The organism is Stenotrophomonas sp. BIO128-Bstrain (genome assembly GCF_030128875.1).
Lineage (GTDB): Bacteria > Pseudomonadota > Gammaproteobacteria > Xanthomonadales > Xanthomonadaceae > Stenotrophomonas > Stenotrophomonas bentonitica_A.
Map to the genome: position 1 here is coordinate 4,217,096 of NZ_CP124620.1, position 22,400 is coordinate 4,239,495.

Annotated in this window: 22 protein-coding genes, 2 tRNA genes and 2 pseudogenes; 14 read left to right on the forward strand and 12 right to left on the reverse strand. The window is 67.2% G+C overall.

The features are described 5' to 3' along the window. Nucleotides 1-2: 2 nt before the first annotated feature. Together trpC and POS15_RS19205 are read left to right on the forward strand one after the other, a co-directional pair. The gene (trpC, locus tag POS15_RS19200; protein WP_019185311.1) at nt 3-797 is read left to right on the forward strand and encodes an indole-3-glycerol phosphate synthase TrpC; all 795 of its coding nucleotides are present in this window, start codon (nt 3-5) and stop codon (nt 795-797) included. After that, a pseudogene (locus tag POS15_RS19205) lies at nt 794-1,509 on the forward strand (haloacid dehalogenase-like hydrolase). The gene trpC and the pseudogene POS15_RS19205 overlap by 4 nt, the downstream one beginning before the upstream one ends. 50 nt (nt 1,510-1,559) lie before the next feature. Here POS15_RS19205 and POS15_RS19210 read toward each other — a convergent pair. Together POS15_RS19210 and crp are read right to left on the reverse strand one after the other, a co-directional pair. After that, nucleotides 1,560-2,321: a sulfite exporter TauE/SafE family protein gene (locus POS15_RS19210; RefSeq protein WP_019185313.1), complete on the reverse strand. Its 762-nt coding sequence runs from the start codon at nt 2,319-2,321 to the stop codon at nt 1,560-1,562. Between the two features lie 123 nt (nt 2,322-2,444). Further along, nucleotides 2,445-3,110 carry a cAMP-activated global transcriptional regulator CRP gene (gene crp / locus POS15_RS19215; RefSeq protein ID WP_019185314.1) on the reverse strand — a complete coding sequence of 222 codons (666 nt, stop codon included), beginning with the start codon at nt 3,108-3,110 and terminating at the stop codon, nt 2,445-2,447. 170 nt (nt 3,111-3,280) lie between these two features. Here crp and speD point away from each other — a divergent pair, with 170 nt between their 5' ends. After that, nucleotides 3,281-4,075: an adenosylmethionine decarboxylase gene (gene speD / locus POS15_RS19220; RefSeq protein ID WP_019185315.1), complete on the forward strand. Its 795-nt coding sequence runs from the start codon at nt 3,281-3,283 to the stop codon at nt 4,073-4,075. A 172-nt stretch (nt 4,076-4,247) separates the two neighbouring features. Next, on the forward strand, nt 4,248-4,565 hold the full coding sequence (gene sugE / locus POS15_RS19225; protein ID WP_019185316.1) for a quaternary ammonium compound efflux SMR transporter SugE: 318 nt from the start codon (nt 4,248-4,250) through the stop codon (nt 4,563-4,565). 81 nt (nt 4,566-4,646) lie between these two features. On the opposite strand, the gene coq7 is transcribed toward sugE, so the two are convergent. Next, entirely contained in the window at nt 4,647-5,291 is a 645-nt protein-coding gene (gene coq7 / locus POS15_RS19230) for a 2-polyprenyl-3-methyl-6-methoxy-1,4-benzoquinone monooxygenase (RefSeq protein WP_019185317.1), read from the reverse strand. Nucleotides 5,292-5,472: 181 nt separating this feature from the next. Between coq7 and rplM the strand changes: the two genes are divergently transcribed. Further along, nucleotides 5,473-5,901: a 50S ribosomal protein L13 gene (gene rplM, locus POS15_RS19235; RefSeq protein WP_017354548.1), complete on the forward strand. Its 429-nt coding sequence runs from the start codon at nt 5,473-5,475 to the stop codon at nt 5,899-5,901. A 2-nt stretch (nt 5,902-5,903) separates the two neighbouring features. Next, nucleotides 5,904-6,296, forward strand: a complete 393-nt coding sequence (gene rpsI / locus POS15_RS19240) for a 30S ribosomal protein S9 (RefSeq protein WP_019185318.1) — start codon at nt 5,904-5,906, stop codon at nt 6,294-6,296. A gap of 266 nt (nt 6,297-6,562) precedes the next feature. On the opposite strand, the gene POS15_RS19245 is transcribed toward rpsI, so the two are convergent. Further along, a tRNA-Gln gene (locus POS15_RS19245) sits at nt 6,563-6,637 on the reverse strand. A 49-nt stretch (nt 6,638-6,686) separates the two neighbouring features. Continuing rightward, nucleotides 6,687-6,763, reverse strand: a tRNA-Met gene (locus tag POS15_RS19250). 121 nt (nt 6,764-6,884) lie between these two features. Here POS15_RS19250 and POS15_RS19255 point away from each other — a divergent pair. From POS15_RS19255 to bfr, 3 genes are all read left to right on the forward strand, one after another. Continuing rightward, nucleotides 6,885-7,514: an RNA pyrophosphohydrolase gene (locus POS15_RS19255; RefSeq protein WP_019185319.1), complete on the forward strand. Its 630-nt coding sequence runs from the start codon at nt 6,885-6,887 to the stop codon at nt 7,512-7,514. A gap of 116 nt (nt 7,515-7,630) precedes the next feature. Then, complete coding sequence (locus tag POS15_RS19260) at nt 7,631-7,837, forward strand: (2Fe-2S)-binding protein (protein ID WP_019185320.1); 207 nt, start codon at nt 7,631-7,633, stop codon at nt 7,835-7,837. Nucleotides 7,838-7,980: 143 nt separating this feature from the next. Next, nucleotides 7,981-8,451, forward strand: coding sequence for a bacterioferritin (gene bfr, locus POS15_RS19265; RefSeq protein WP_019185321.1), 471 nt, complete (start codon nt 7,981-7,983; stop codon nt 8,449-8,451). A gap of 1 nt (nt 8,452) precedes the next feature. Here bfr and POS15_RS19270 read toward each other — a convergent pair whose 3' ends face one another. Genes POS15_RS19270 through POS15_RS19280 form a run of 3 tightly spaced genes read right to left on the reverse strand, consistent with a single transcriptional unit; the run spans nt 8,453 to nt 13,314 of the window. Beyond that, entirely contained in the window at nt 8,453-10,768 is a 2,316-nt protein-coding gene (locus POS15_RS19270; protein ID WP_080341517.1) for an ATP-binding protein, read from the reverse strand. Between the two features lie 2 nt (nt 10,769-10,770). Next, a complete protein-coding gene (locus POS15_RS19275; RefSeq protein WP_019185323.1) occupies nt 10,771-12,630 on the reverse strand; it encodes an EAL domain-containing response regulator in 1,860 nt (619 codons plus the stop codon). Nucleotides 12,631-12,687: 57 nt separating this feature from the next. Then, a complete protein-coding gene (locus POS15_RS19280; RefSeq protein WP_019185324.1) occupies nt 12,688-13,314 on the reverse strand; it encodes a DUF4126 domain-containing protein in 627 nt (208 codons plus the stop codon). A 181-nt stretch (nt 13,315-13,495) separates the two neighbouring features. Between POS15_RS19280 and POS15_RS19285 the strand changes: the two genes are divergently transcribed. The 5 genes and pseudogenes from POS15_RS19285 to ampE all read left to right on the forward strand — a co-directional run bounded on the left by POS15_RS19285 (nt 13,496) and on the right by ampE (nt 17,144). After that, the gene (locus POS15_RS19285; RefSeq protein WP_019185325.1) at nt 13,496-14,245 is read left to right on the forward strand and encodes a DUF6776 family protein; all 750 of its coding nucleotides are present in this window, start codon (nt 13,496-13,498) and stop codon (nt 14,243-14,245) included. A gap of 4 nt (nt 14,246-14,249) precedes the next feature. Then, nucleotides 14,250-14,615: pseudogene (locus tag POS15_RS19290) on the forward strand (polymer-forming cytoskeletal protein); the annotation flags it as partial. A gap of 150 nt (nt 14,616-14,765) precedes the next feature. Further along, on the forward strand, nt 14,766-15,155 hold the full coding sequence (gene erpA / locus POS15_RS19295; RefSeq protein ID WP_019185327.1) for an iron-sulfur cluster insertion protein ErpA: 390 nt from the start codon (nt 14,766-14,768) through the stop codon (nt 15,153-15,155). A gap of 69 nt (nt 15,156-15,224) precedes the next feature. Further along, complete coding sequence (gene nudC / locus POS15_RS19300; RefSeq protein ID WP_284128689.1) at nt 15,225-16,130, forward strand: NAD(+) diphosphatase; 906 nt, start codon at nt 15,225-15,227, stop codon at nt 16,128-16,130. A 120-nt stretch (nt 16,131-16,250) separates the two neighbouring features. Further along, entirely contained in the window at nt 16,251-17,144 is an 894-nt protein-coding gene (gene ampE / locus POS15_RS19305; protein WP_046273058.1) for a regulatory signaling modulator protein AmpE, read from the forward strand. Nucleotides 17,145-17,153: 9 nt separating this feature from the next. Here ampE and POS15_RS19310 read toward each other — a convergent pair whose 3' ends face one another. The 4 genes from POS15_RS19310 to yccS form a co-directional block, all read right to left on the reverse strand. Further along, nucleotides 17,154-17,573: a DUF2752 domain-containing protein gene (locus POS15_RS19310; protein ID WP_284128690.1), complete on the reverse strand. Its 420-nt coding sequence runs from the start codon at nt 17,571-17,573 to the stop codon at nt 17,154-17,156. Beyond that, a complete protein-coding gene (locus POS15_RS19315) occupies nt 17,573-17,932 on the reverse strand; it encodes a CD225/dispanin family protein (RefSeq protein WP_019185331.1) in 360 nt (119 codons plus the stop codon). The genes POS15_RS19310 and POS15_RS19315 overlap by 1 nt, the downstream gene beginning before the upstream one ends. A 214-nt stretch (nt 17,933-18,146) precedes the next feature. Continuing rightward, nucleotides 18,147-20,036: an MFS transporter gene (locus POS15_RS19320; RefSeq protein ID WP_284128691.1), complete on the reverse strand. Its 1,890-nt coding sequence runs from the start codon at nt 20,034-20,036 to the stop codon at nt 18,147-18,149. A 170-nt stretch (nt 20,037-20,206) separates the two neighbouring features. Next, a complete protein-coding gene (gene yccS, locus POS15_RS19325) occupies nt 20,207-22,384 on the reverse strand; it encodes a YccS family putative transporter (RefSeq protein ID WP_284128692.1) in 2,178 nt (725 codons plus the stop codon). Nucleotides 22,385-22,400: the final 16 nt, after the last annotated feature.

Below are 22,400 nucleotides of genomic sequence, written 5' to 3' on the forward strand. Positions count from 1 at the left end.
ACATGAGCGACATCCTCGATACCATCCTGGCCCGCAAGGCCGAAGAAGTCGCCGCACGCCGTGCCCAGGTGCCGCTGGAGGCGCTGATCGCGCGCGTGGAGCAGGCCCCGCCGGTGCGGGGGTTCGCCGATGCGCTGCGCGCCTCGATCACCGCCGGCAACCCGGCCGTGATCGCCGAGATCAAGAAGGCCAGCCCGTCCAAGGGCGTGATCCGCCCTGACTTCCATCCGGCCGATATCGCGGTGAGCTACGAGTTCGGTGGCGCCAGCTGCCTGTCGGTGCTGACCGACGTGGACTTCTTCCAGGGCAGCGATGCCTATCTGCAGCAGGCCCGGGAGGCCTGCACGCTGCCGGTGCTGCGCAAGGACTTCGTGATCGATGCCTACCAGGTGTATGAAGCGCGCGTGCTCGGCGCGGACTGCATCCTGCTGATCGTGGCTGCTTTGGACGACCGCCAGCTGGCCGAGCTTTCCGACCTGGCCATGCAGCTGGGCATGGACGTGCTGGTGGAAGTGCACGACATCGACGAGCTGGAGCGTGCCATCCAGGTGCCGGTGCCGCTGATCGGCATCAACAACCGTAACCTGCGCACCTTCGAGGTCTCGCTGCAGACCACGCTGGACATGCGCCAGGCCGTACCGCGCGACCGCCTGCTGGTCACCGAAAGCGGCATCCTCGGCCCGGCCGATGTCTCGGTGATGCGTGAGGCCGGGGTCAATGCGTTCCTGGTCGGCGAGGCCTTCATGCGCGTGGAAGAGCCCGGCGAGGGCCTGCGTCAGCTATTCTTCAGCGCATGACAGCGATCTACCCAACGCCGCGCGACGACGCCCCGCTGGTGGTCTTCGATTTCGATCACACCCTGTATGACGGCGATTCCGGCAGCCATCTGTTCGCCTGGCTGATCAAGCGCAACCCGCTGCGGCTGCTGGCCGCCCTCATCGCCACGCCGCTGCTCGGCCCGCTGGTGGCGTTCCTGCCGACCCGGCGCCGCGGCATCTCCGGCTATGTCTGGATCGCCACGTTCGGCCTGCACCGGGCGCGCGAGTTCAACAAGGTGATCGACCGCTACGTGCTCAAGCACGAGGCCGACATCCGCCGCCGCCTGCTGCCGGTCGCGCTGGAGGTGTTTGCCCGCCACCGGGCCGCCGGAGACCGCGTGGTGGTCGCCACCGGTGCGCCGCCGGAACTGGCCCGCGCGATCCTGGCCTTCGTCGCCCACCAGGGCGTGCCGGTGATCGGCAGCGAGGTCGGCCCGTTCCTGGGCGCGGTCATCGCCACCCGGCACTGCCACAACGAAGAAAAGATGCGGATGCTGCGCGAGCGCGGCTATGGCGAGATCGACGTCGCCTACTCCGACAGCAGCGCCGACCTGCCGCTGCTGCTGGCCGCGGCCGCGCCGGTCGTGGTCAATCCCAAGGCCTCGCGGGTGGCGTACTTCCGCCAGGTGCTGCCCCCGGTACCCCGGTGCTCAACTGGGGCTGCGTGGACCGGGCCGGCGACCCGGTCTGATCCGGCGCTGAAAACGCCCGGGAAGGGCTGAAAAGCGTGTCGCGTCCGGCTCAGCCTGCGCGCCACTGCACGATTGCGTGGCTGATCTGGAACAGGCTGATGCCCAGGACCAGCACGCCGACGGCGATCAACACCCAGCGTTCCTTGACGTTCTTGACCAGAATCGCGGCGATCGGCGCGGCCATCATGCCGCCGATCAGCAGGCCGGCGACGATGTTCAGGTACTGCACGCCCATGGTCAGCAGGAACGTGATCGACACCGCGAGGGTCACCACGAACTCGGCGGCATTGACCGTGCCGATGGTGGTGCGGGCCTTTCCGCCGCGGGCGAGCAGGGTGGAGGTGGCCACCGGGCCCCAGCCACCGCCGCCGCTGGCATCCAGCAGGCCGGCCACGAAGCCCAGCAGCGGGACACGCTTCACTTCCTGCGCCGGCAGCATCCGGCCGGCCGCGCGCAGCAGGATGAAGATCGCCAGCACCAGCAGATACATATAGATGAAGGGGCGGATCACGTCACCGGGCAGCTGGGTCAGCACGTAGGCGCCCACCACACCACCGACCGCGCCGGGCAGGGCCAGGCGCAGGAACAGCCGGCGGTCCACATTGCCGGCGACCAGGTGCGACACCCCGGAGGCGCCGGTGGTGAAGACTTCAGCGGTGTGCACGCTGGCGCTCACGGCTGCCGGCGGCACGCCCATGCTCAGCATCACCGAGGAGGACACCAGCCCGAAGGCCATGCCCAATGCGCCATCGACCAGCTGTGCGCCCAGGCCGATCAGGATGAACCAATAGAATTCGCTGCCAAGTTCCATGCGAACAGCCTAGCGGCAAATGGGCAGGTAGTGCCGGCCGTTGGCCGGCCACCTCGTCCAGGTCGACGGGCAAGGGGGGATCTGCATGGTTGCCGGCCAGCGGCCGGCACTACGCGGGCAGGATCAACGGGTGCCGTACAGAACGACGGTCTTGCCACGGGCATGCAGCAGCCCGTCGGTCTGCAGCTTCTTGAGCACGCGGCCGGCCATTTCACGCGAGCAGCCGACCAGGCGCGCCAGCTCCTGGCGCGAGACGCGCAGCTGGGTGCCCTGCGGGTGGCTCATGGCCTCCGGCTCGCGGGACAGGTCGTGCAGGGTCCGCACGATGCGGTCGGTCACGTCCAGGAAGGCCAGGCGGCTGGCTTTCCTGCTGGTGTCGAGCAGGCGCTTGGAGAGCTGCTGGCCGATCGAGTAGAGCAGCCGCGGGGCATCGGCGGAGAGCGGGCCGAGGAACAGCTGATGCAGGCGTTCGTAGCTGATCTCGGCCAGTTCGCACGGGGTGCGGGTGCGCAGGATCACCTCGCGGCGGTCCGATTCCACGAACAGCCCCATCTCGCCGACGAACTCTCCCGAGCCGAAGTAGCCCAGCACCAGCTCACGATCGTCATCTTCCTCAGCCATTATTGAGACGGAGCCGCTGATGACGTAGTACAGGGTGCCTGCCGGATCCCCCGGACGGAACACGTCGGTACGGGCGGGATAACGGCGGCGGTGGCTGTGGGCCAGGAAGCGATCGATTGTTGCGATATCCAGGGCCAATGGACTTGTGGCAAGGCGCACAGTTGACACGTTGAGGCGCTCCGATTGCTCATGAAGAATTCACGGCTATGTGCCGGGAGCTTAACGATCCGAATTGTTAAGGGCAAACCGAGCACAGCTACTCGTTTCAATGCAAGTTTCGCCCCCGATCACTTTGCCCCATAATTACTTCTTTCCCACCACACACAGGATCGACCGCCGTGGTCAAGCCGTTGCCTCGCCTGAGGTTGCAGGGTTTCAACAACCTCACCAAGGCGCTGAGCTTCAACATCTATGACGTCTGTTACGCCCGCACCGAAGAGGAGCGTCAGCGTTACATCGAATATATTGATGAAGAGTACAACGCCGATAGGCTGACTCAGATCCTGACCGACGTTGCCGAGATCATCGGCGCGAACATCCTGAACGTGGCCCGCCAGGACTACGACCCCCAGGGTGCCTCGGTGACGATCCTGATCTCGGAAGAGCCGGTGATCGACAAGAAGCAGGCCGGCAAGGAGCTGATCTCCGATGCCGTGGTCGCCCATATGGACAAGAGCCACATCACTGTCCATACCTACCCGGAAACCCATCCGCAGGAGGGCATCGCCACGTTCCGCGCGGACATCGATGTGGCCACCTGTGGCGTGATTTCCCCGCTGAAAGCGCTGAACTACCTGATCGAGAGTCTGGAATCGGACATCGTGATCATGGACTACCGCGTGCGTGGCTTCACCCGTGACGTGAAGGGCAAGAAGCACTACATCGATCACAAGATCAACTCGATCCAGAACTTCCTGGCCAAGAACATCAAGTCGCGCTACGAGATGTTCGACGTCAATGTCTATCAGGAAAACATCTTCCACACGAAGATGCACCTGAAGGACTTCGACCTGGACCAGTACCTGTTCGAAGAGAAGGCCAAGAACCTGTCGTTCAAGGAACGCATGAAGATCGAGGCGCTGCTGCGTCGTGAGATCGAAGAGCTGTTCCACGGGCGCAACCTGGCCGAGTAAGGCACACCCTGCGATTTCGTCCGGGCCTGGCCCCGGCCGACCTCGTCCAGGCGGGACGGCCCGCCCTGTGGAACCGGTGTTTGCGCAAAATCGGGTTCCACGGCAGCTACCGACGACGGTCCGGTGTGAAAACACCGGGCCGTTTTGTTTTTGTTAACCCAAGGAATCCCCCATGCCCTGGATCTATCTTCTCGTGGCCGGTCTGTTCGAGATCGGCTTCGCCATCGGAATGAAGTACTCCGAAGGCTTCAGCAAGCCCCTTCCCACGCTGGCCACCGTCGCCGCCGCCCTGGTCAGCCTCTACCTGATGAGCCAGGCCATGAAATCCATTCCGGTCGGCACCGCCTATGCGATCTGGACCGGGATCGGCGCACTGGGCGTGGCGATGCTGGGCATCTTCCTGTTCGGCGACAGCGCTTCGCCGTCGCGGCTGGCCTGCATCGCGTTGATCGTGGCCGGGGTGATCGGGCTGAAGCTGGTCTCGGTCTGATCGTCGCCCGGCCAACGGTCGGACGCTACCGCTGGGCCTCCGCGCCACCGCGGCAGGTATCGACCGTTGGTCGATACGCCGTTACAACCGGTACGCGATGGTCTTCATGACCTTGGAGGCCAGCGCCATCACCGATGGGATCGGGGCGGGCAGCCTGCGCGCGCCGGCATGCTCGGCGTGGTCGGCGTGGCGGGCCTCGTCGATCTTCATCACCTTGATCACCTCGCGGCTGCGCAGGTCGGCCGGCGGCAGGGTGTCCAGGTGTTCGTCCAGATGGGCTTCCACCTGGCGCTCGGTTTCAACCACGAAACCCAGGTTCCAGCCGTCCCCGCGCAGGCCCGCCAGGGTGCCGATGGTGTAGCTGCCGGCATACCAGATCGGGTTGAACAGGCTGGGACGGCTGTCCAGTTCGCGCAGGCGCTGGGCGCACCAGGCCAGGTGGTCGGTCTCTTCCTGGGCCGCATCGAGCAGGTGGGCGCGGGTTTCCGGCTCGCGGGCGACCGCGGCCTGGCCGAAGTACAGGCCCTGGGCGCAGACCTCGCCGACGTGGTTGATGCGCATCAGGCCGGCGGCGTGGCGGCGCTCGGGTGCGGCCATCTGCACGTCCGGGGTGCCCTCGGCGGGGTAGGGGCGGCTGGCCGGCGGGTTGCCGAACACCGTATCCAGGGCCCGCTGGGCTTCGGTCAGCAGGTGGTCGAGCGGGGTGATCTGGCGGAGCGCGGTCATGGCAGGCGGTGTCGCGGCGGGGGACCGTCGATTCTCGCCCCATGGGGCCGGTGTGCCAAGCCGGGATCGGGGTCAACTTGCATGTGGTGGGGATGGCCAGTACAATCCCGCCTCTTCACAACGCGTGGCAGAGTTCCGGCCGTACTGCGCCGTAATGAGCCCGACCTACTTGAGTTCTTTCATGAGCACTTTCACTGCAAAGTCCGAGACCGTCCAGCGCGACTGGTATCTCGTCGACGCTTCCGGCAAGACGCTGGGCCGTCTGTCCACCGAGCTGGCCCGCCGTCTGCGCGGCAAGCACAAGCCGGTCTACACCCCCCACGTTGATACCGGTGATTACCTGGTTGTCATCAATGCAGAAAAGATTGCCGTCACCGGCAACAAGCTGCAGGACAAGCTGTACCACCGCTTCACTGGCTACATCGGCAACCTGAAGACCGAAACTCTGGCCCAGGCGCTTGAGCGCCACCCGGAGCGCGTCATCGAGACCGCCGTCAAGGGCATGCTGCCGAAGGGCCCGCTGGGCCGCGCCATGTACCGCAAGCTCAAGGTGTACTCGGGTTCCGAGCACCCGCACGCCGCTCAGCAGCCCCAGGTTCTGGATATCTAATCATGGCTATCACGCAAAACTACGGCACCGGCCGCCGCAAGTCCTCCACCGCCCGCGTGTTCCTGCGCAAGGGCGCCGGCAACATCACCGTCAATGGCCGTCCGCTGGACGAGTTCTTTGGCCGTGAGACTGCACGCATGATCGTGCGTCAGCCGCTGGAACTGACCAAGAACACCGAAACCTTCGACATCATGGTCACCGCTGCTGGCGGTGGTACCACCGGTCAGGCCGGTGCGATCCGTCTGGGCATCGCCCGCGCGCTGATCGAGTACGACGAAACCCTGAAGTCCGAGCTGCGCAAGGCTGGCTTCATGACCCGTGACGCCCGTGAAGTCGAGCGTAAGAAGGTCGGCCTGCACAAGGCACGTCGCGCCACCCAGTTCTCCAAGCGCTGATCCATCGCGCCTGGCGTGGGATCCTTCGGGATCCCCCTGGGAGGTACGCAAAAGCCCGGCTTCGGCCGGGCTTTTGTCGTTTCCGGGGGTGGGTGTCCCCGTCCGGGGGCGCGCGCCGCCAGGCGAGGGGATGTGGCAGGCAGGGCAGGGGAGGGCTGGCGCCCACACCTTGCTGCGCAAGGTGTGGGGTCCGGGCGCTTCGCGTCCCGACAAACGCCCAAACAAACAGAAAAGGCCGATCTTTCGATCGGCCTTTTCTGTTTGTTTGGCTGCCCCGGATGGATTCGAACCACCGAATGCCTGAGTCAGAGTCAGGTGCCTTACCGCTTGGCGACGGGGCAAAATGTGCGTGCAATTATTGCACTTTCTCCCTGAAAAACCAAGCGAACTTGGTGGCTATGGGTGGACTCGAACCACCGACCCCAGCATTATGAGTGCTGTGCTCTAACCGGCTGAGCTACATAGCCTCAGGGAGCCGGTAATTCTGGAGATGTATCTGGAATCTGTCAACACTTTTTCACCGCGCTTGTGAGTGGGCAGCGGGCGTGGCACAGTCCCGATCAGTAGATTTTTCTAGGAGTCCGCATCGTGATCGATCCGGACGGCTATCGACCGAACGTCGGTATTGTGCTGATGCGGCAGGATGGGCAGGTTTTCTGGGCACGACGCGTGCGCCGGGATGGCTGGCAGTTCCCGCAGGGCGGCATGAACACCGACGAGACGCCTGTCGAAGCCATGTATCGCGAGTTGCAGGAAGAGACCGGGCTGTTGCCGGAGCACGTTGAAGTGCTCGGGGCGACGCCGGGTTGGCTTCGCTATCGGCTGCCGGCCCGGGCCATCCGCCGCAATGAACGGCAGGTCTGCATCGGCCAGAAGCAGGTGTGGTTCCTGCTGCGGCTGGCCGGGGACGAATCCCACGTCACCCTGGACCATACCGACAGCCCCGAATTCGACCAGTGGCGTTGGGTCGACTTCTGGTACCCGGTGGAGCACGTGGTGATGTTCAAGCGGGGCGTCTACGCACGCGCCCTGCGCCATCTGGCGCCGCTGGCCCGGGGAGTGGCCGGGACGGGGGTGGAATCGATGCCGAAATCCGCCCAGGAAGCCTGGATGCCCGGCAATGCGGCCGGCCACGACCGGCCACGCAAGCGCACCACGCCCAAGCGGGGCGGCGGCTACTGGCCGCGCAAGACCAAGGGCGAGCCGGGCGCGGTCTGAGCGATCCCGGTGGCCGTGAACCGTATCGAGAATGATTCAGGTTCGAAATTGACAACCATTCTCGTTTCGATTGGAATAGCAGCAGGCCGATCCGGGCCTGCCTGCCGAGTCCGCACGTGTACGTCTGCATCTGCAACGGGGTTACCGACCATCAGATCCGTGAAGCCGCCCAGAGCGGTGTCGCGAGCGTGTCCGAGTTGACGATGCGCACCGGCTGCGGCGCCACCTGCGGGTCCTGCCTGGACATGGCGGCGGACCTGCTGGCCAAGTTCAGCGCCACCCACGATCTGCCCCTGCCGGTCCTGGGCCTCCAGGCCGCCTGACCGGGCGGTGCGCCCGCGAGCCGCCGGCCGCCCAGGGTGGGCTTGCCCTTCTGCCGGGTCGCAACTGAGCACGATTCGCGTTCCTTCATGCTTCCGCGCGACGCGCTACAGTGCCCGCGATTCCACGCAGCAGGAGCACGCTCATGAAGGGCGACGCGAAAGTCATCGAATTCCTCAACAAGGTCCTCTACAACGAGCTGACCGCCATCAACCAGTACTTCCTGCACGCCAAGATGCTGAAGAACTGGGGTCTGAAGGAGCTCGCCGATCACGAGTACAAGGAATCGATCGAAGAGATGAAGCATGCGGACATCCTGTCCGACCGCATCCTCTTCCTCGAAGGCCTGCCGAACTTCCAGGCACTGGGCAAGCTGCGCATCGGCGAGAACCCGGCCGAGATCCTGCAGTGCGACCTCAGCCTGGAACGCGATGGCGTGGTGACCCTGCGCGAAGCGGTGGCCTATGCCGATTCGATCGGTGACTACGTCAGCCGCCAGCTGTTCGTGAAGATCCTCGAGTCCGAGGAAGAGCATATCGACTGGCTGGAAACCCAGCTGGATCTGATCGAGCGCATCGGCGAACCGAACTACCTGCTGACTAAGATCGAAGACTGAGTCAGCCCTGCAACGGGGCGCGCAGGCGGGCGTGATAGCCGCCCAGCGCGATCCGTGCACGCGCGAACTCGGCGATCAACAGCGCCACCGCGACCGCGGGGCGCTCCAGCGTGCCGGCGCGGGCATCGTGCTCGATCCGCCAGGCCGCGGCCGACAAGGCCATCGCACCCACATTCGCACTGGCGGATTTGAGGCTGTGCGCCAACGCGCGCAGCTGGTCCAGATCCGCGGCAACCGAGGCGTCCTGCAGCTGCCGGATCAACGGTGGCGTGTCATCCAGGAACACGCCGATGATGCGCGCGGTGTCGGCGCCGACTACCTCCAGCAGTTCATCCAGCACCTCCTGATCGAGCACCGGGGCCGGTGACTCGTCGCGGGTCGGCGAAGCGGCGGGCGGAGCCGGCGCGTGCTGAGGCAGGGACGGTGGCTGCACTGCCGGGTCATCGGCCATCGCACTGCCCCAGCGCGCCAGTACGGCCTGCAGCGTTTCGCGGTTGATCGGCTTGGACAGGTAGTCATCCATGCCGGCCTGCAGGCAGCGCTCGCGGTCGCCGGCCATCGCGTTGGCGGTCATCGCCACGATCGGCAACCGTGCGGTGCCGCGCGGGGCCTCGTGCGCGCGCCAACGGCGGGTGGTGTCGTAGCCATCCAGCACCGGCATCTGGCAATCCATCAACACCACATCGAATGGCCGCGCGTGCAGCGCCGCCAGCGCCTGCTCGCCCTGCGTGGCGGTCTCCACCTCGCAGCCCAATACCTGCAGCAGGCGCTGGGCGACCAGCAGGTTCACGCTGTTGTCCTCCACCAGCAGCACGCGCAATGGGAACTGCGGCAGGGCCATGGGCGAGCCGGCGTACTCCACCTCGGCCAGCAGCGCGGCCGGCCGGGCGCTGGCGACCACCGGCCTCAGCAGTGCATGCAGTTCGCTGTCTGCAACCTGCCGCGGCAGCGCCGGTCCCGGGCCGAGGGCCTCGGGCGCGGGTGCCTCCTCGCCGTACAGCCACAACAGCTGCGCTCCGGCATGCCGCTCGTTGCCGGCCAATGCCTTCTGCAGCGCCTGGGTGCCGTGACGCAGGCCGTCAGTGTCGGCGATGACCCAGGCCAGCACCGGGTCGATGCCGGGGCGCTGCGGCGCGCGCAGGGCGTCGATCGCTTCGGCGGCGGTCTCCACCGTGTGCAGGCGCAGGTCATGGTGCTGGGCCACGCGCTCGATGCGCTGGGCCAGCAACGCATCGCGCGTGATCAGCAGGGCGCGGCGCACGGTGCCGATGGCGGGCAGGTCGCCGATCACCTTGAGCAGCGGGATCTCGAACCAGAACGTGGCGCCCTGCCCGGGCGTGGAATGCACGCCGATGCGGCCGTGCATGAGATCGATGATGCGCTTGCAGATCGCCAGCCCCAGGCCGGTGCCGCCATACAGGCGCGTGGTCGAGGCATCGGCCTGGCTGAAGGACTGGAACAGGCGCGCCTGCAGGGCGTCATCGATGCCGATGCCGCTGTCGGCGATCTCGAACCGCAGCTGGTGCTGTGCGTTGGTCTCGCCCTGGCGCTGCACGCGCAGCCGGATCTGGCCGCGCTCGGTGAACTTGATCGCGTTGACCAGCAGGTTGCTGAGCACCTGGCGCAGCCGCACCGGATCGCCGCGAACCGACAACCGCACCGCCGGGTCCAGCTCGAGCGACAGCTGCAGGCCCTTGGGATCGGCGGCACGCTGCATGAGCTGCACCAGTCCTTCCAGCAGCTCGCGCAGGTTGAACGTGGTGATCTCCAGGTTCAGGCCCCTGGCTTCGAGCCGCGAGTAATCGAGGATGTCATCGACGATGCGAAGCAGCTGCTGCGAGCTGGTCGCGGCGGTCTGCAGCATCTGCCGCTGGTCGCTGCCGAGCTGGCCGCGCGCGATCAGGTCCAGCATCGGCAGGATGCCGTTGAGCGGCGTGCGGATCTCATGGCTCATCGTGGCCAGGAACTCACCCTTGGCCAGCGCCGCGGCTTCGGCGGCCTGCTTGGCGCTGAGCAGTTCCTGTTCGAGCTGGTTCTGCTGCTGCCGGCGTTGTTGAAGGTGATCGCGCTCCAGCAGCAGCGACTCGCTGCGCAGCTGCAGGGTGTGGAACTGATCCTGCGTCTCCCGCCAGCGGCGCACCACCTGCAGCGCAGCCAGCAGCGCCAGCACGGCGGTGCCCGCGGCGATGTCGATCCAGGGGCCATTGGCGCCGATCCGTGCCATCACGCCGGCGGTCGCGCAGGCCGCGGCCGACCCGGCGGCGATCCACAGCGAGGCCGGGGTGGGCGAGGGGGCTGGCCGTCCGTGGCGTCCCATGCTCAGAGCACCGAGTTCTGGAAGTCGAAGTTCAGTTCGCTGCCGGCGGACTGGACCATGTTGCCCTGGATGAAATCAACGCCGCTGATCCACATCGCGGCCGCGGCCTGCGGATCTTCGATCTGCTGGCCGATGATGCGCAGCCCGGCGCGGTGCGCCCGGTCGATCGCTGCGCGCAGTTCGTCGCGGGTCTGCTGGTTGGCATGGCTGTTGGAGAAGCGCGCGGCCATGCGCACATACGCCAGCGGCAGCTGCGCCATCAAGGCGTTGGCCTCATCGCCCGGCTCGAACTGGCTCAGGCAGAAGCGCACGCCGGCCGCATGCATGCGCGTGCAGAACTGCTGCAGGGTGACGGTGTGGATCAGGGCATCAGGCAGGCGCACGTCGATGACCAGCGCGCTGCCGTCGATCTGGCGGCTGGCCAGCGACTCCAGCAGCCAATCGCCGAACGCATCGCGGGCCAGCGTGCGCAGCGACTGCGAGACGAACAGGTGCAGCGGTTGCGCGGCGTGGCGATACAGATCCAGCAGGCCCAGCGCGTGGTCGAGCACCTGCTGGTCAAGATCGGCGATGCGCCCGGCCGCCTCGGCCGCCGGAATCACCTGGCCGGCGGCCAGCACACTGCCATCGGCCTGGCGCAGCCGCAGCAGCACCTGGTACTGCGCGGTGTTGCCGCCGGCGACGGCGACGATGGGTTGATAGGCCAGTTCCAGTTGCCCTTCCAGCAACGCAAGATGTTCCTGTGCGGCCACATCTTCGCGACGCACATAGGCGGCCACGCCGGCGGTCAGCAGGCGCGCCTGCAGCGTCGTGCGTTCGACCGCTTCCAGCGCGCTGCCCGCGTCGGAGAAGCCCGGGGAAAGCTGGGCATGGCCGACCACGCCGCGCAGGTGCACCGATTCGTCATCGCGGATCACGAACGCGCGCGTGGACAACTGTTCGCGCAGCGCGTGCGCCATCGTATCCAGCGTGTCCTCGTCGGCATCGCGGGCCAGGACCAGGAAGCTGTTGTCGTTCAAGCGCGCCAGCAGGTGCGGTTGCGCGGCATCGGCCAGGCGTTGGCCGGCCTGGGTCATCAGCCGTTCGAAGGCGGCATAGCCATAGCGTTCGCGCAGGCCGAGCGCACTGGCGATCTCGATGAAGAACAGGCCGCCGCGATCGCGGTGCGCGAGCGAGGTGCCCAGCTCCTGCATCACGTGATGGCGGGTGGGCAGGCCGGTCTCGGGATTGTTCATCGCCGGCGCACCCGCGTTGCCCGCCTGCGAGGCGGCCTGCGCACGGGCGCGGCGGATCCGGTTGGAGACGGCCGCGATCAGGTGGCGCGGGCGGATCGGCTTGCTGAGGAAATCATCGGCACCGCTGTCGAGTACCTCGAACTGGCGCTCCGGATCCGGGTCGCCACTGAGGAACACGATCGGCAGCAGCTGCTGGCCAGGCTGCTGGCGGATCAACGCGGTCAGGCGCATGCCGTCCAGGCCGGGCAGGTGCAGGTCCATCAGGATCAGGTCGGGGCGATGCTCGGCGATGGCCTGCTGCACGCCTTCGGCATCGCCGTGCACCAGCGCCTGCATGCCGGCGCCGTGCAGCACGCTCTGTGCGAACAGCGCCTGCGAGCGGTCGTCTTCGACGATCAGGACGCGGTACGGCGAATCGATGCCTGGCGGCACCAGGTCGCTGGCATCGGTGGTCATTGGCGGCAGCAACGGCGGCGGGCTGGCCGGCACAGGATTGAGCGCGACGACATTGCTGTGCGCCAACGCGGCGGGCGTGGCCTGGCGTTGCCAGCGCTGCCAGTGCTCGGCCGGCGGCGTTTCAGCGCGCACGGCGCGGGCGGGTGCAACAACGTTGTCGTGAACGGCCATCCGTACTCCCAGTCTGCGCCGCAATTATGCGATGAACGCCCGGAGGCAGGGCGCGCCTTACCGGGGCAGGGTGCCCGGTTTCACCTGCGTCTGCCCACTGTCGGCCTGGCGCATCAGCCAGCGCATCCCCTTCCACAGCGTCCGCCAGATCATCCACACGATCAACGCGCCGATCAGGCTGCACGCCACCACCAGGATCAGCGCCAGCCACGGGTGCGCCAGTGCGAGCGCCAGCCCGCCGACCACCACGGTGTCTTCGGCCGCCGAGGCGACCCAGTTGCTGGCCGGTTCGGGCGAGGTGTTGAGCAGGGCACGGGTGCCGGACTTCAGCCCGTGGCTGGCCAGCGCCACCCCGGCCCCGGCCACCAGGGCGGTACCGCTGAGTTCACCGCTGGGCGAGAGCGTGGCCGCGGCCAGGAACGCACCCGCCGGTACCCGGGCCAGGGTCTGGACCAGGTCCCAGACTGAATCGACCCCGGGGATCTTGTCGGCGAAGAACTCGGCGATGGCCAGCGCGGCCGAGGTGCCCAGCACCCACCACGATTCGGTGGCCTGCAGCGCGGGCGGCAGGTCGACCCAGCCGAGCAGGCCGGCCAGCCCCACGCCGAACACGGTCAGGTACACGCGGATACCGGCCAGCCAGGCCAGCAGGATGCCGATCACGAACAGGTGGGCTTCGGTCATGGCACGCGCTCCGGTGGCAGAATGTGCACAGGCGCACACTATCGTGGATGACGTCCATGAACGCTACTGCCCGGATCCCGAGCCTGCGCGGACAAGGCCTTTCCCCTGACTTACACTAGCCCGTCGTTCCAGACAGGGGCCGTTGCGACAGCGCCGGCAGGCGCGGTCGCCCAGGACTGCCATGAATAAGCCCACACCTTCCCGCATCCAGATCCGTCGGCCGGGCACGCCGCCCGTGCAGGACCGCAAGCGCCTGCTGGTGCTGGGCGGTGCCTGGCTGCTGTCGCTGATCCTGGCCGCGCTGCTCGGCGCCTGGCTGGGCTCGCCCGGCGGCGACGTCGGCACCCAGCTCAAGGCCGCCGAGACCCGCAACGAGCGCCTCCAGCAGCAGCTCATCGAACTGCAGCAGCGCCAGGCGACCCTGCAGGCCTCCGACCGCATCAGCCGTGCTGCCAATACCGAGGTCCAGGCCTCGCTGGGTGAGCGCGATGAAGAGATCGCCGGCCTGCGCGCCGACGTGGCCTTCTACGAGCGCCTGGTCGGGGCGACCAGCCAGCGCAAGGGCCTGAACACCCATTCGGTGGAGTTTTCGCCGGAAACCGGCGGCACCTGGCAGTACGCCGTGGTGCTGACCCAGAACCTGAACCGCGGGGCGATCAGCCAGGGGCAGATGCGCTTCACCGTGGAAGGCGTCAAGGACGGCAAGCTGACCTCGGTCAGCTGGGACGAGCTGCACCAGCGCACCAAGGTACCGGGCCAGGACTATTCCTTCCGGTACTTCCAGCAGCTCACCGGCAGCGTGATGCTGCCCCAAGGCTTCACCCCGCAACGTGTGCGGGTCACGCTGGGATCGGGCGCGGGGGGCGCCACCCAGGTATTCGATTGGAAACAGGCCGGGGCACCGGCGGCATCGGCAAAAGAAGGGGAGTAAGCCCATGTTTGGCAGCAACAAGTCCAACCGCGACGGACATCTGGTCGTGGACGCGCTGATCGGCGCGCAGGTGGTGATCCGCGGGGACGTGGAATTCAGCGGTGGCCTGTATGTGGAAGGCACCATCCTGGGCAAGGTGATCGCCCAGGACGGCGCCAGCAACGCCACCCTGACGGTGGCCGAGCACGGCGCCATCGAGGGCGAGATCCGCGCCCAGGTGGTGGTCATCAGCGGCCGCCTGGATGGGGATGTGCACGCCACCGAGCGGGTCGAACTGACCCCCAGCGCCCGGGTCACCGGCAATATCCACTACCAGGTGGTGGAAATGCACGCCGGTGCCCAGCTGACCGGCCGCCTGATCCACACCTCGGCGCAGATGGCCCTGCCGCCGCCGTCCGGGGATGCGGACGAGGGCAAGGGCAAGGACACCGCCGCCCGCAAGAAGCTGGCCGAGGCGATGGCCTGAATCGCGCCGGCGCCTCACCTTGAAACCGTGCTCATGCAGCCCCATGCTGGGGGCATGAGCACGCTTGTTTCCCTGCCCGGCGCACCCGCCGCCGCGCCGAACTACCAGTCCCTGGACCGTCCGCTGAACTTCACCGAGGCCGCTGCGGCCAAGGTCAAGGAGCTGATCCAGGATGAGGGCAACGCTGCCCTCGCCCTGCGCGTCTACATCGAAGGCGGTGGCTGTTCCGGCTTCCAGTACGGGTTCGAGTTCGATGAGAACCGGGCCGAGGACGATCTGGCGGTGGATACCGCGGGCGTCACCCTGCTGGTGGATCCGCTGAGCCTGCAGTACCTGATGGGCGCCGAGGTGGATTACACCGAGAGCCTGACCGGCGCGCAGTTCGTGATCCGCAATCCGAACGCGAAGACCACCTGCGGCTGCGGCAGCAGTTTCAGCATGTGATGCGCGCGCAACCGGCCTGCGGGTCGGTTGCCGCTTGCCAGTCCCGCCGAATGTGGGCAGGCTCTTGCGATGTCCAAATTCTCTTCGCAGCTTTCCGGTTTCGCCTTCGTCAGCGAGCCGTTGGAGCGCTCCGATACCCTGCGCGATGACGCTGATGCGTTGTTGCGGCTGTGGCCGGACGCGCGCGTATTGGTGCTCGACCAGGACGGCACCGCACTGGCGGGCAACGACGGCCAGCCCCTGCCACTGACCGGCGCCGAGCTGGGCGGTGGCCCGGGTACCGCGATCTTCCTCGGCCTGCGCGGCGAGCAGGCGTGGTTCTCGATGGAGGCCGCCGGCCTGTCGGTGACGGCCCCGCAGCGGGTCGACCTGCGGCAGTCGGCCGCGACCTGGTCGATCGCCGATTCCACCGCCTTCTGTTACGCACGCGGCATGTCCTACTGGCAGTCGCGCACCCGTTTCTGCGGCGTGTGTGGCGGCGCGGTGACCTTCAGCCGCGGCGGCTTCGTCGGCCGCTGCGGCCAGTGCGCAACCGAACATTACCCGCGGGTGGATCCGGCCGTGATCGTGGCCGTGGAAAACCAGGGTCGGCTGCTGCTGGGCCGCCAGGCCAACTGGGCCCCGCGTCGCTATTCGGTGCTGGCCGGCTTCGTCGAGCCCGGTGAATCGCTGGAGCAGACCGTGGTCCGTGAGGTGTTCGAGGAAAGCCGGGTGCGCGTGCGCGAGTGCCGCTACCTGGGGACCCAGCCATGGCCGTTCCCCGGCGCGCTGATGCTCGGCTTCGCCGCGACGGCCGAAGACGACGTGCCGACCGTGAACGGCGAGCTTGAGGATGCCCGCTGGTTCACCGCCCAGGAAGTGGGCGCTGCCCTGGCCCGGGATGTCGAGGACGACGGCGAAGGCATCCGCCTGTCCCCGCCGATCTCGATCTCGCGCAGCCTGATCGAGCACTGGTACCGCCAGCAGGTCGCCTGACCGTCGCCTGCCGTTGCCGCAGGCTGAACACGCGGCGCGTTACATTACCTACGGCCCGGGGAATTGCCGGGCCGCAAGGCATAGTAGCGGCGCGTTCCACGTCCCGAGCCGGAGGCTTACATGTTCACCACCCTGGTCGCCGTGCTGGTTGCCTTGGCCCTGGGCCATGTCGCGCCGGGCGCGGCCGTTGCGCTGCGGCGGTTCGGCCTCTACCGGCGCTGGCTGCAGTGGCTGGACCGGCATGCCGCCGAAGACGGCGCCTGGCGCGGACGCAAGGGTGCCTGGCTGGCGGTGCTGCCGTTCGTCGTGGTGCTGGGCCTGATCCAGTGGCTCTTCGATGATCGGATGTACGGCCTGCCGTCACTGCTGCTGGGCGTGCTGGTGCTGGTGATGTGCTGGGGCCCGCGCGACCTGGACCGCGATGTCGAGGCGGTGATCGATGCCGATGACGCCCATGCGCGTCATCTGGCGATCGCGCAGCTGCAGTCCGCCGGTGGCAGCCTGCACGAAGACGTCCCCTCGCTCGTCGAAGCAACGGTGCTCAACGCGCTGCGGCGCTGGTTCGCGGTGCTGTTCTGGTTCCTGCTGCTGGGCCCGGTCGGCGCGCTGCTGTATCGCCTGCTGGCGTTGCTGGCGGTCGGCCCGATGCGCTCGCTGGCCAGCGTGGAAGCGGTCGCCGGTGCACGCGTGGTGCTGTCCTGGCTCGAATGGCCGGTGGCGCAGCTGATGTCGCTGTCGATGGCGCTGGTCGGCAACTTCGATACCGCATTCAAGGCGTGGCGCGAGGCGCATGGCAACCAGTGGGCCGCCTCCACGCACTTCCTTGGCGCGGTCGCGCGGGCGAGCGTCAGTGCCGAGCTGCGCGAGGATGCGCACGATTACAGCGATGCGGGCATGGTGCCGGTATGGCGTCGGCTGCCGGAACTGCGCGATGCAATGAGCCTGGTGTGGCGCATGCTGCTGTTGTGGATGGCAGTGCTGGCGTTGCTGGTGATCGCCGGCTGGGTCACCTAGCGGTTGGGATCAGCCCGGTGCCAACCAGGTAAACGGCACCCACGGCAGGTTGCGTGCGATCCAGTACGCGGGCAGCAGGATCAGCCAGAAGGCGGGCTTCATCAGCAGCGTGATCAGCGGCTGCAGCACGCGTGGGCGCCAGCCCAGCGCCCAGCCGATCACCAGCGGGGCGACGGCCAGCATCAGCATGGCCAGGGGATTCATCGAGAACGCGGCGACCACATCGCCGTGGGCCAGCGCGTGCAGTGCACGCGTCAGCCCGCAGCCGATGCAGTAGTACCCGGTAACGGCCAGGAAGCTGCACGGCGGGAACGGACTGCTGGCGCTGTTGGGGTCGTAGTGCCGCAGCACCCAGAACCCCGCGCCGGCGGCCAAGGTGGCCGGCGGCAGGGCCGCCAGCAACCAGCGCTTGCCGTGCAGCGCGATCATCAGCTGGCGCTTTCGATCTGCTGCTGGAACTGCTGCATCTGCTGCATGTAACCGTCAACGCCCATGAAGGCCAGCGAGATCACGAACAGCACGACGCCGGCGATCAGGAAACCGGTGGTGACCCACGCCCAGATCTTGGCGTTCTTGGAGGCACGACGTGCGCCTTCCAGGTCGCCTTGGTTGAGCAGGCCGTTGACCTTGCTGGCGAACACGATCGCGACCACGCCGGTGACGATGCCCGGGAAGCTCAGGCACGACAGGCAGCACACGAAGAACGCCAGGATGGTGACGACGATCGACCAGATCAGGTGGTTCGGAATGCTGCCCGGGGCGGGCGGCAGGGGGGCGGTGGCATTCATCAGCGAAGCTCCATTTGCTTGGGTGGGTGTGTACGGGATGGATCCGGGGCGAACAACACACGCGATGAGGCACGATCGGCAACAGGTGACACGACGGCAATGTCCGGCATCGAGCGTCCGCCCGCGCCGGCCAGCGCGGGCGAGGTGCCCCGGGCGGTAATCTAACCGATGTACCCGCGTCCATGTATACGGTTACATGCAGGCAGGGCGGGACTCACGCCTGGTCAGCCCGCAGCTGGCGCACCTGTGTCTCCAGCATCGGGGCCGTGGCGACCTCGCCGGCGATCGGTGCCGACGCAACCACCCCGACATGCGCGCGGAACCGACGTGGCACGCGCATCCGGCCCAGGCGCGTGTCGCGCCGGCTCCACATGCTCGACCACATGCCGCGCAGCGCCATCGGCACCACCGGCACCGGGCGGCGCTCGAGAATCTTCTCCACGCCCGACTTGAACGCGCCCATCTGCCCATCACGCGTCAATGCGCCCTCGGGGAAGATGCAGACCAGCTCGCCTTCGGCCAATGCCTTGTCCACCTCGTCGAACGCGGCCTGCATCAGCGCCGGATCCTCGCGTGCACCGGCGATCGGGATCGCCTTGGCGGTGCGGAAGATCCAGCGCATCACCGGGATGTTGAAGATCCTGTAGTACATGACGAAGCGCACCGGGCGCGGGATCGTGGCCGAGAGGATCAGCGCGTCCATGTAGCTCACATGGTTGCACACGATCAGCGCCGCGCCCTCGTCCGGCACGTTGGCCTCGATCCCGTGCGGGCGAAGGCGGTACAGCGCACGCACCATCACCCAGCTGAGGAAGCGCATCAGGAATTCGGGGACGATCGTGAAGATGTAGATCGACACCACGGCGTTGGCGATCGCCAGGGCCAGGAACAGCTGCGGAATGGTCCAGTCCAGCACGCGCTGGGTGAGCAGGCCCAGGCCTGCGGCCAGCACGATGAAACCGGAGTTCTGGATGTTGAGCGCGGCGAACACGCGCGACATCTCCGACTTGGCCGTGCGGCTCTGGATCAGTGCGAACAGCGGCACCACGAAGAAGCCGGTGAACAGACCGATGCCGATCAGGTCGATGATGATGCGCACGCTGCCCGGCGCCTGTACGAACTGCCAGATCGACAGCCCGGCGGCGGCGGCTTCCCCGACACGTGCGAAGTACAGGTCGAGCATGAAGGCGGTCATGCCGAACGCGCCCAGCGGCACCAGGCCGATTTCCACGGTGCGCCCGGACAGCTTCTCGCACAGCAGCGACCCGGTGCCGGTGCCGAGCGAGAACAGCGCCAGCGCGAAGATGTACAGCGTGGAGCCACCGCCTAGATTGATTTCGGCGTAGGTGGGCAGCTGCGAGGTCAGCATGGTGCCGACGAACCAGAACCAGGACACGCCGAGGATCGCGTTGCGCACCGCCTTCTGCTTCTTGGCCATGCGCAGCACCGCCAGCGACTCGGGCAGCGGGTTCCAGTTGATCTTCAGGTCCGGTGCGCCGGCATCGACCTTCGGGATCATCCGCGCGGTGAGGTTGCCGGCCACGGCCAATACGATCACCGCGGTCGCGGCGACGATCGGGCCATGGCTGCCCGCCAGGGTGAAGATCAGACCGCCAGCGATCATGCCGGTCAGGATCGACAGCGAGGTGCCCATTTCGACCAGGCCGTTGCCGCCGGTCAGCTCCTCGGGCTTGAGGATGGAGGGCAACACCGAGTACTTCACCGGCCCGAACAGGGTGGACTGCATGCCGGTGCAGAACAGCGCGACCAGCAGCACCGGCATGCTCTCGGTCAGGAAGCCGACCGCGGCCAGCGACATGATCGCGATCTCCATGGTCGTGGTGATCACGATCAGCCGCGACTTCTCCAGCTTCTCCGCGATCTGCCCGGCCAGCGCCGAGAACAGGAAGTACGGCAGGATGAAGATTGCCGGTGCCAGGTTGGTGTACAGCGAGCGCTCTTCGATCGGCGTGCCGAGGAAGAACAGCAGCGCGATGATCGCCTGGCGGTAGACGTTGTCGTTGAACGCGCCCAGCGACTGGACGATGAAAAACGGCAGGAAACGGCGTTGCCTGAGCAGGGCGAACTGACTATGGCCGGACATGGAGACTCCTTGCGAACCGGCGCAGCCTAGCATTCTCCCTGTTGGCGCAGCATGGCAGCGCCGCGGTACGGTGCAGGCAGCCCCGTCCTGGGTAGCTCACGACCGTTGGTCGTGAGAACGTTCTATAGGCCGTGAGACGTTCAACATCCGTATCGACCACCGGTCGATACCTACCGCAGCGTGCGCGCGGCCTCGTTGGCGGCACCGCGCAGCTTGGGCAGCAGGCGCAGCATCAGGCCCATCTGGGTCCGGATCAGCTGCAGCTGGGGCGGCATGTCGTCCGGGATCTGCTCGAGCTGTTCGGCCAGGGCGCGGTCGCCGTCGTTGGCGTCCTCGGCCACCGGCTCGCGCTGCTGCAGCGCGCTGGCGATCTGCTGCATCGCCTGCTCCACGCGTTCCCCGCCGGACAGGGCGAGTGGGTCCTGGCCGTAGCTGTCCAGCTGGGTGCGGTGCGCACCCAGCGCGGAGAGATGGCCGAGCAGCGTGTTGGACAACGCCAGGAAGCGGAACCCCGCATCCAGGTTGCGGCGTACGTGGCCCGGCTCGCGCAGCATGTTCGACAGGGCCGTGGACAGCGCCGCATCGGCGTTGTGCATGTCGCGCCGTGCGATGCGGTAGGCCAGATCGTCCCGCATGCCACTGCCGTACTGGCCGAGCACGGCGTGCAGGTACCTGGCGCAGTTGTCGAGCACCCGCGCCATCACCAGGTTCAGGCGGCGGCCCTGCCAGTCGGGCAGGATCAGGAAGGCTGCCGCCGCGGCGATCGCACAGCCCAGCAGCGTATCCACCAGCCGCGGCCAGATCAGCAGGAAGCCATCGCCGATCAGGTTGAAGCAGGTCAGCGCCATCACCGTGATCGCCGCCGAGGCCACCAGGTAGCGATCGCTGCGGGTGAAGAAGAACAGCAGCGCCGAGAGCAGTGCGATCAGCAGCTCGATGCGCAGGTCCTGGAACAACTGCATCAGCGCCCAGGTCAGCACCAGGCCGATCAGGGTGCCGGCGATCCGCTGCGCCAGCCGCTGGCGGGTGGCACCGAAGTGCGGGCGGCAGACGAACACGATGGTCAGCAGCACCCAGGAGCCGTTCTGGGCGTTGAACAGGCGGATCGCCGCGAAGCCGACGATCAGCGCCAGCGCCATGCGCAGGCCGTGCCGGAACAGCACCGAGCCGGGGGTGAGCTGCTGGCGGATACGCACGCCCATCTCGCGCAGGGTGTGCGGGTTGGTATCGCGCAGGCGGGTGTCCACGTTGTCCAGCGTGGACTCGGACTTCTCGGCTTCGGACAGGCGGCGTTCGATGCTCTGCAGGTTGTGGCCCAGCAGTTCCAGCGAGGCCAGCAGGCGCTGCCACTGGGGGTTGTGCTGGGCGCGCAGCCAGGCCAGCGAATCGGTCAGGTCGGCGGTGGCCTGCTTGGTGCGCTCGCCGTACTGGAAGGGCTGGCGCAGGCGGATCGCCTGGCCGAGATTGGCGCAGGCTTCGCCCTGCAGCGCGAGCAGGCGCTGGCAGCGGTACAGCACGTCGCTGTGGAAGAACGCTTCGGTCAGGGCGCCATAGGGGTAGTGCGAGGAGCTGGCGCGCTCGTGGAAGTCCTGGGCCATGTAGTACAGGCGCAGGTACAGGCCGGACTGCACGCCGGGCCGGCCGGAGCGGCCAAAGCGCGCCAGGATCGCGGTCTTGGCGATGTTGAGGGCTTCAACCACGCGCCGGTTCTGCTCGGCCAGGGCGAGCTGGCGCTTCTGCACGTCCGCATCGCGGACCGGTTCGAACAGATCGGCCTTGAGCTTGAGGTAGCGGCCCAGCTCCAGATACAGGCGGGCAACCCGCTCGCGCACCGGGCGGTTGGCGAACAGGGCGGTCCACAGGATCGAGAGCAACGCATACCAGACCGCACCGGCCAGCAGGTGGCTCACGGCGTTGACCGCCTGGGACAGATCGGCGGCACCGTGCTGTTCCAGCCCGATCATCGTGTAGATGGCCAGGGTTACCGTGGCCTGCGCGATCGAGGCATAGCGCTCGCCGAGCGCGCCGAGCAGGGTCAGCCCGAAGGTGGCCGCGGCCAAGGCGGTGATGAACCACCACGGATGCGGGAACAGCACCACCACCGCCGCGGCGGCCGCCACGAAGCACAGCAGCGACAGCGCCACCGATTTGATCCGGCCCCACCAGTTGTCGTCGGTCTCGGCGATCGCGCTGGCGATGATGCCCAGGAACACGCCGGGCAGGGCGGGCAGCTGGTCCAGGTACCAGCACAGCCCCATGGCCGCCGACAACGCGATGAATACCCGCAGGCCATAGCTGGCCTTTTCATGTGCCCAGAGGCGGCTGACGCGGGTTTCGAACGAGGGCATGGCGACTCGGCGGAAG

Bases quoted from the DNA above. Each gene is read 5' to 3' on its own strand.
- trpC (WP_019185311.1), top strand. From the start codon at position 3: ATGAGCGACATCCTCGATACCATCCTGGCCCGCAAGGCCGAAGAAGTC.
- POS15_RS19210 (WP_019185313.1), bottom strand. From the start codon at position 2,321: ATGGAACTTGGCAGCGAATTCTATTGGTTCATCCTGATCGGCCTGGGC.
- sugE (WP_019185316.1), top strand. From the start codon at position 4,248: ATGCCCTGGATCTATCTTCTCGTGGCCGGTCTGTTCGAGATCGGCTTC.
- coq7 (WP_019185317.1), bottom strand. From the start codon at position 5,291: ATGACCGCGCTCCGCCAGATCACCCCGCTCGACCACCTGCTGACCGAA.
- rplM (WP_017354548.1), top strand. From the start codon at position 5,473: ATGAGCACTTTCACTGCAAAGTCCGAGACCGTCCAGCGCGACTGGTAT.
- rpsI (WP_019185318.1), top strand. From the start codon at position 5,904: ATGGCTATCACGCAAAACTACGGCACCGGCCGCCGCAAGTCCTCCACC.
- bfr (WP_019185321.1), top strand. From the start codon at position 7,981: ATGAAGGGCGACGCGAAAGTCATCGAATTCCTCAACAAGGTCCTCTAC.
- POS15_RS19270 (WP_080341517.1), bottom strand. From the start codon at position 10,768: ATGGGACGCCACGGACGGCCAGCCCCCTCGCCCACCCCGGCCTCGCTG.
- POS15_RS19275 (WP_019185323.1), bottom strand. From the start codon at position 12,630: ATGGCCGTTCACGACAACGTTGTTGCACCCGCCCGCGCCGTGCGCGCT.
- POS15_RS19280 (WP_019185324.1), bottom strand. From the start codon at position 13,314: ATGACCGAAGCCCACCTGTTCGTGATCGGCATCCTGCTGGCCTGGCTG.
- POS15_RS19285 (WP_019185325.1), top strand. From the start codon at position 13,496: ATGAATAAGCCCACACCTTCCCGCATCCAGATCCGTCGGCCGGGCACG.
- erpA (WP_019185327.1), top strand. From the start codon at position 14,766: ATGAGCACGCTTGTTTCCCTGCCCGGCGCACCCGCCGCCGCGCCGAAC.
- nudC (WP_284128689.1), top strand. From the start codon at position 15,225: ATGTCCAAATTCTCTTCGCAGCTTTCCGGTTTCGCCTTCGTCAGCGAG.
- ampE (WP_046273058.1), top strand. From the start codon at position 16,251: ATGTTCACCACCCTGGTCGCCGTGCTGGTTGCCTTGGCCCTGGGCCAT.
- POS15_RS19310 (WP_284128690.1), bottom strand. From the start codon at position 17,573: ATGATCGCGCTGCACGGCAAGCGCTGGTTGCTGGCGGCCCTGCCGCCG.
- POS15_RS19315 (WP_019185331.1), bottom strand. From the start codon at position 17,932: ATGAATGCCACCGCCCCCCTGCCGCCCGCCCCGGGCAGCATTCCGAAC.
- POS15_RS19320 (WP_284128691.1), bottom strand. From the start codon at position 20,036: ATGTCCGGCCATAGTCAGTTCGCCCTGCTCAGGCAACGCCGTTTCCTG.
- yccS (WP_284128692.1), bottom strand. From the start codon at position 22,384: ATGCCCTCGTTCGAAACCCGCGTCAGCCGCCTCTGGGCACATGAAAAG.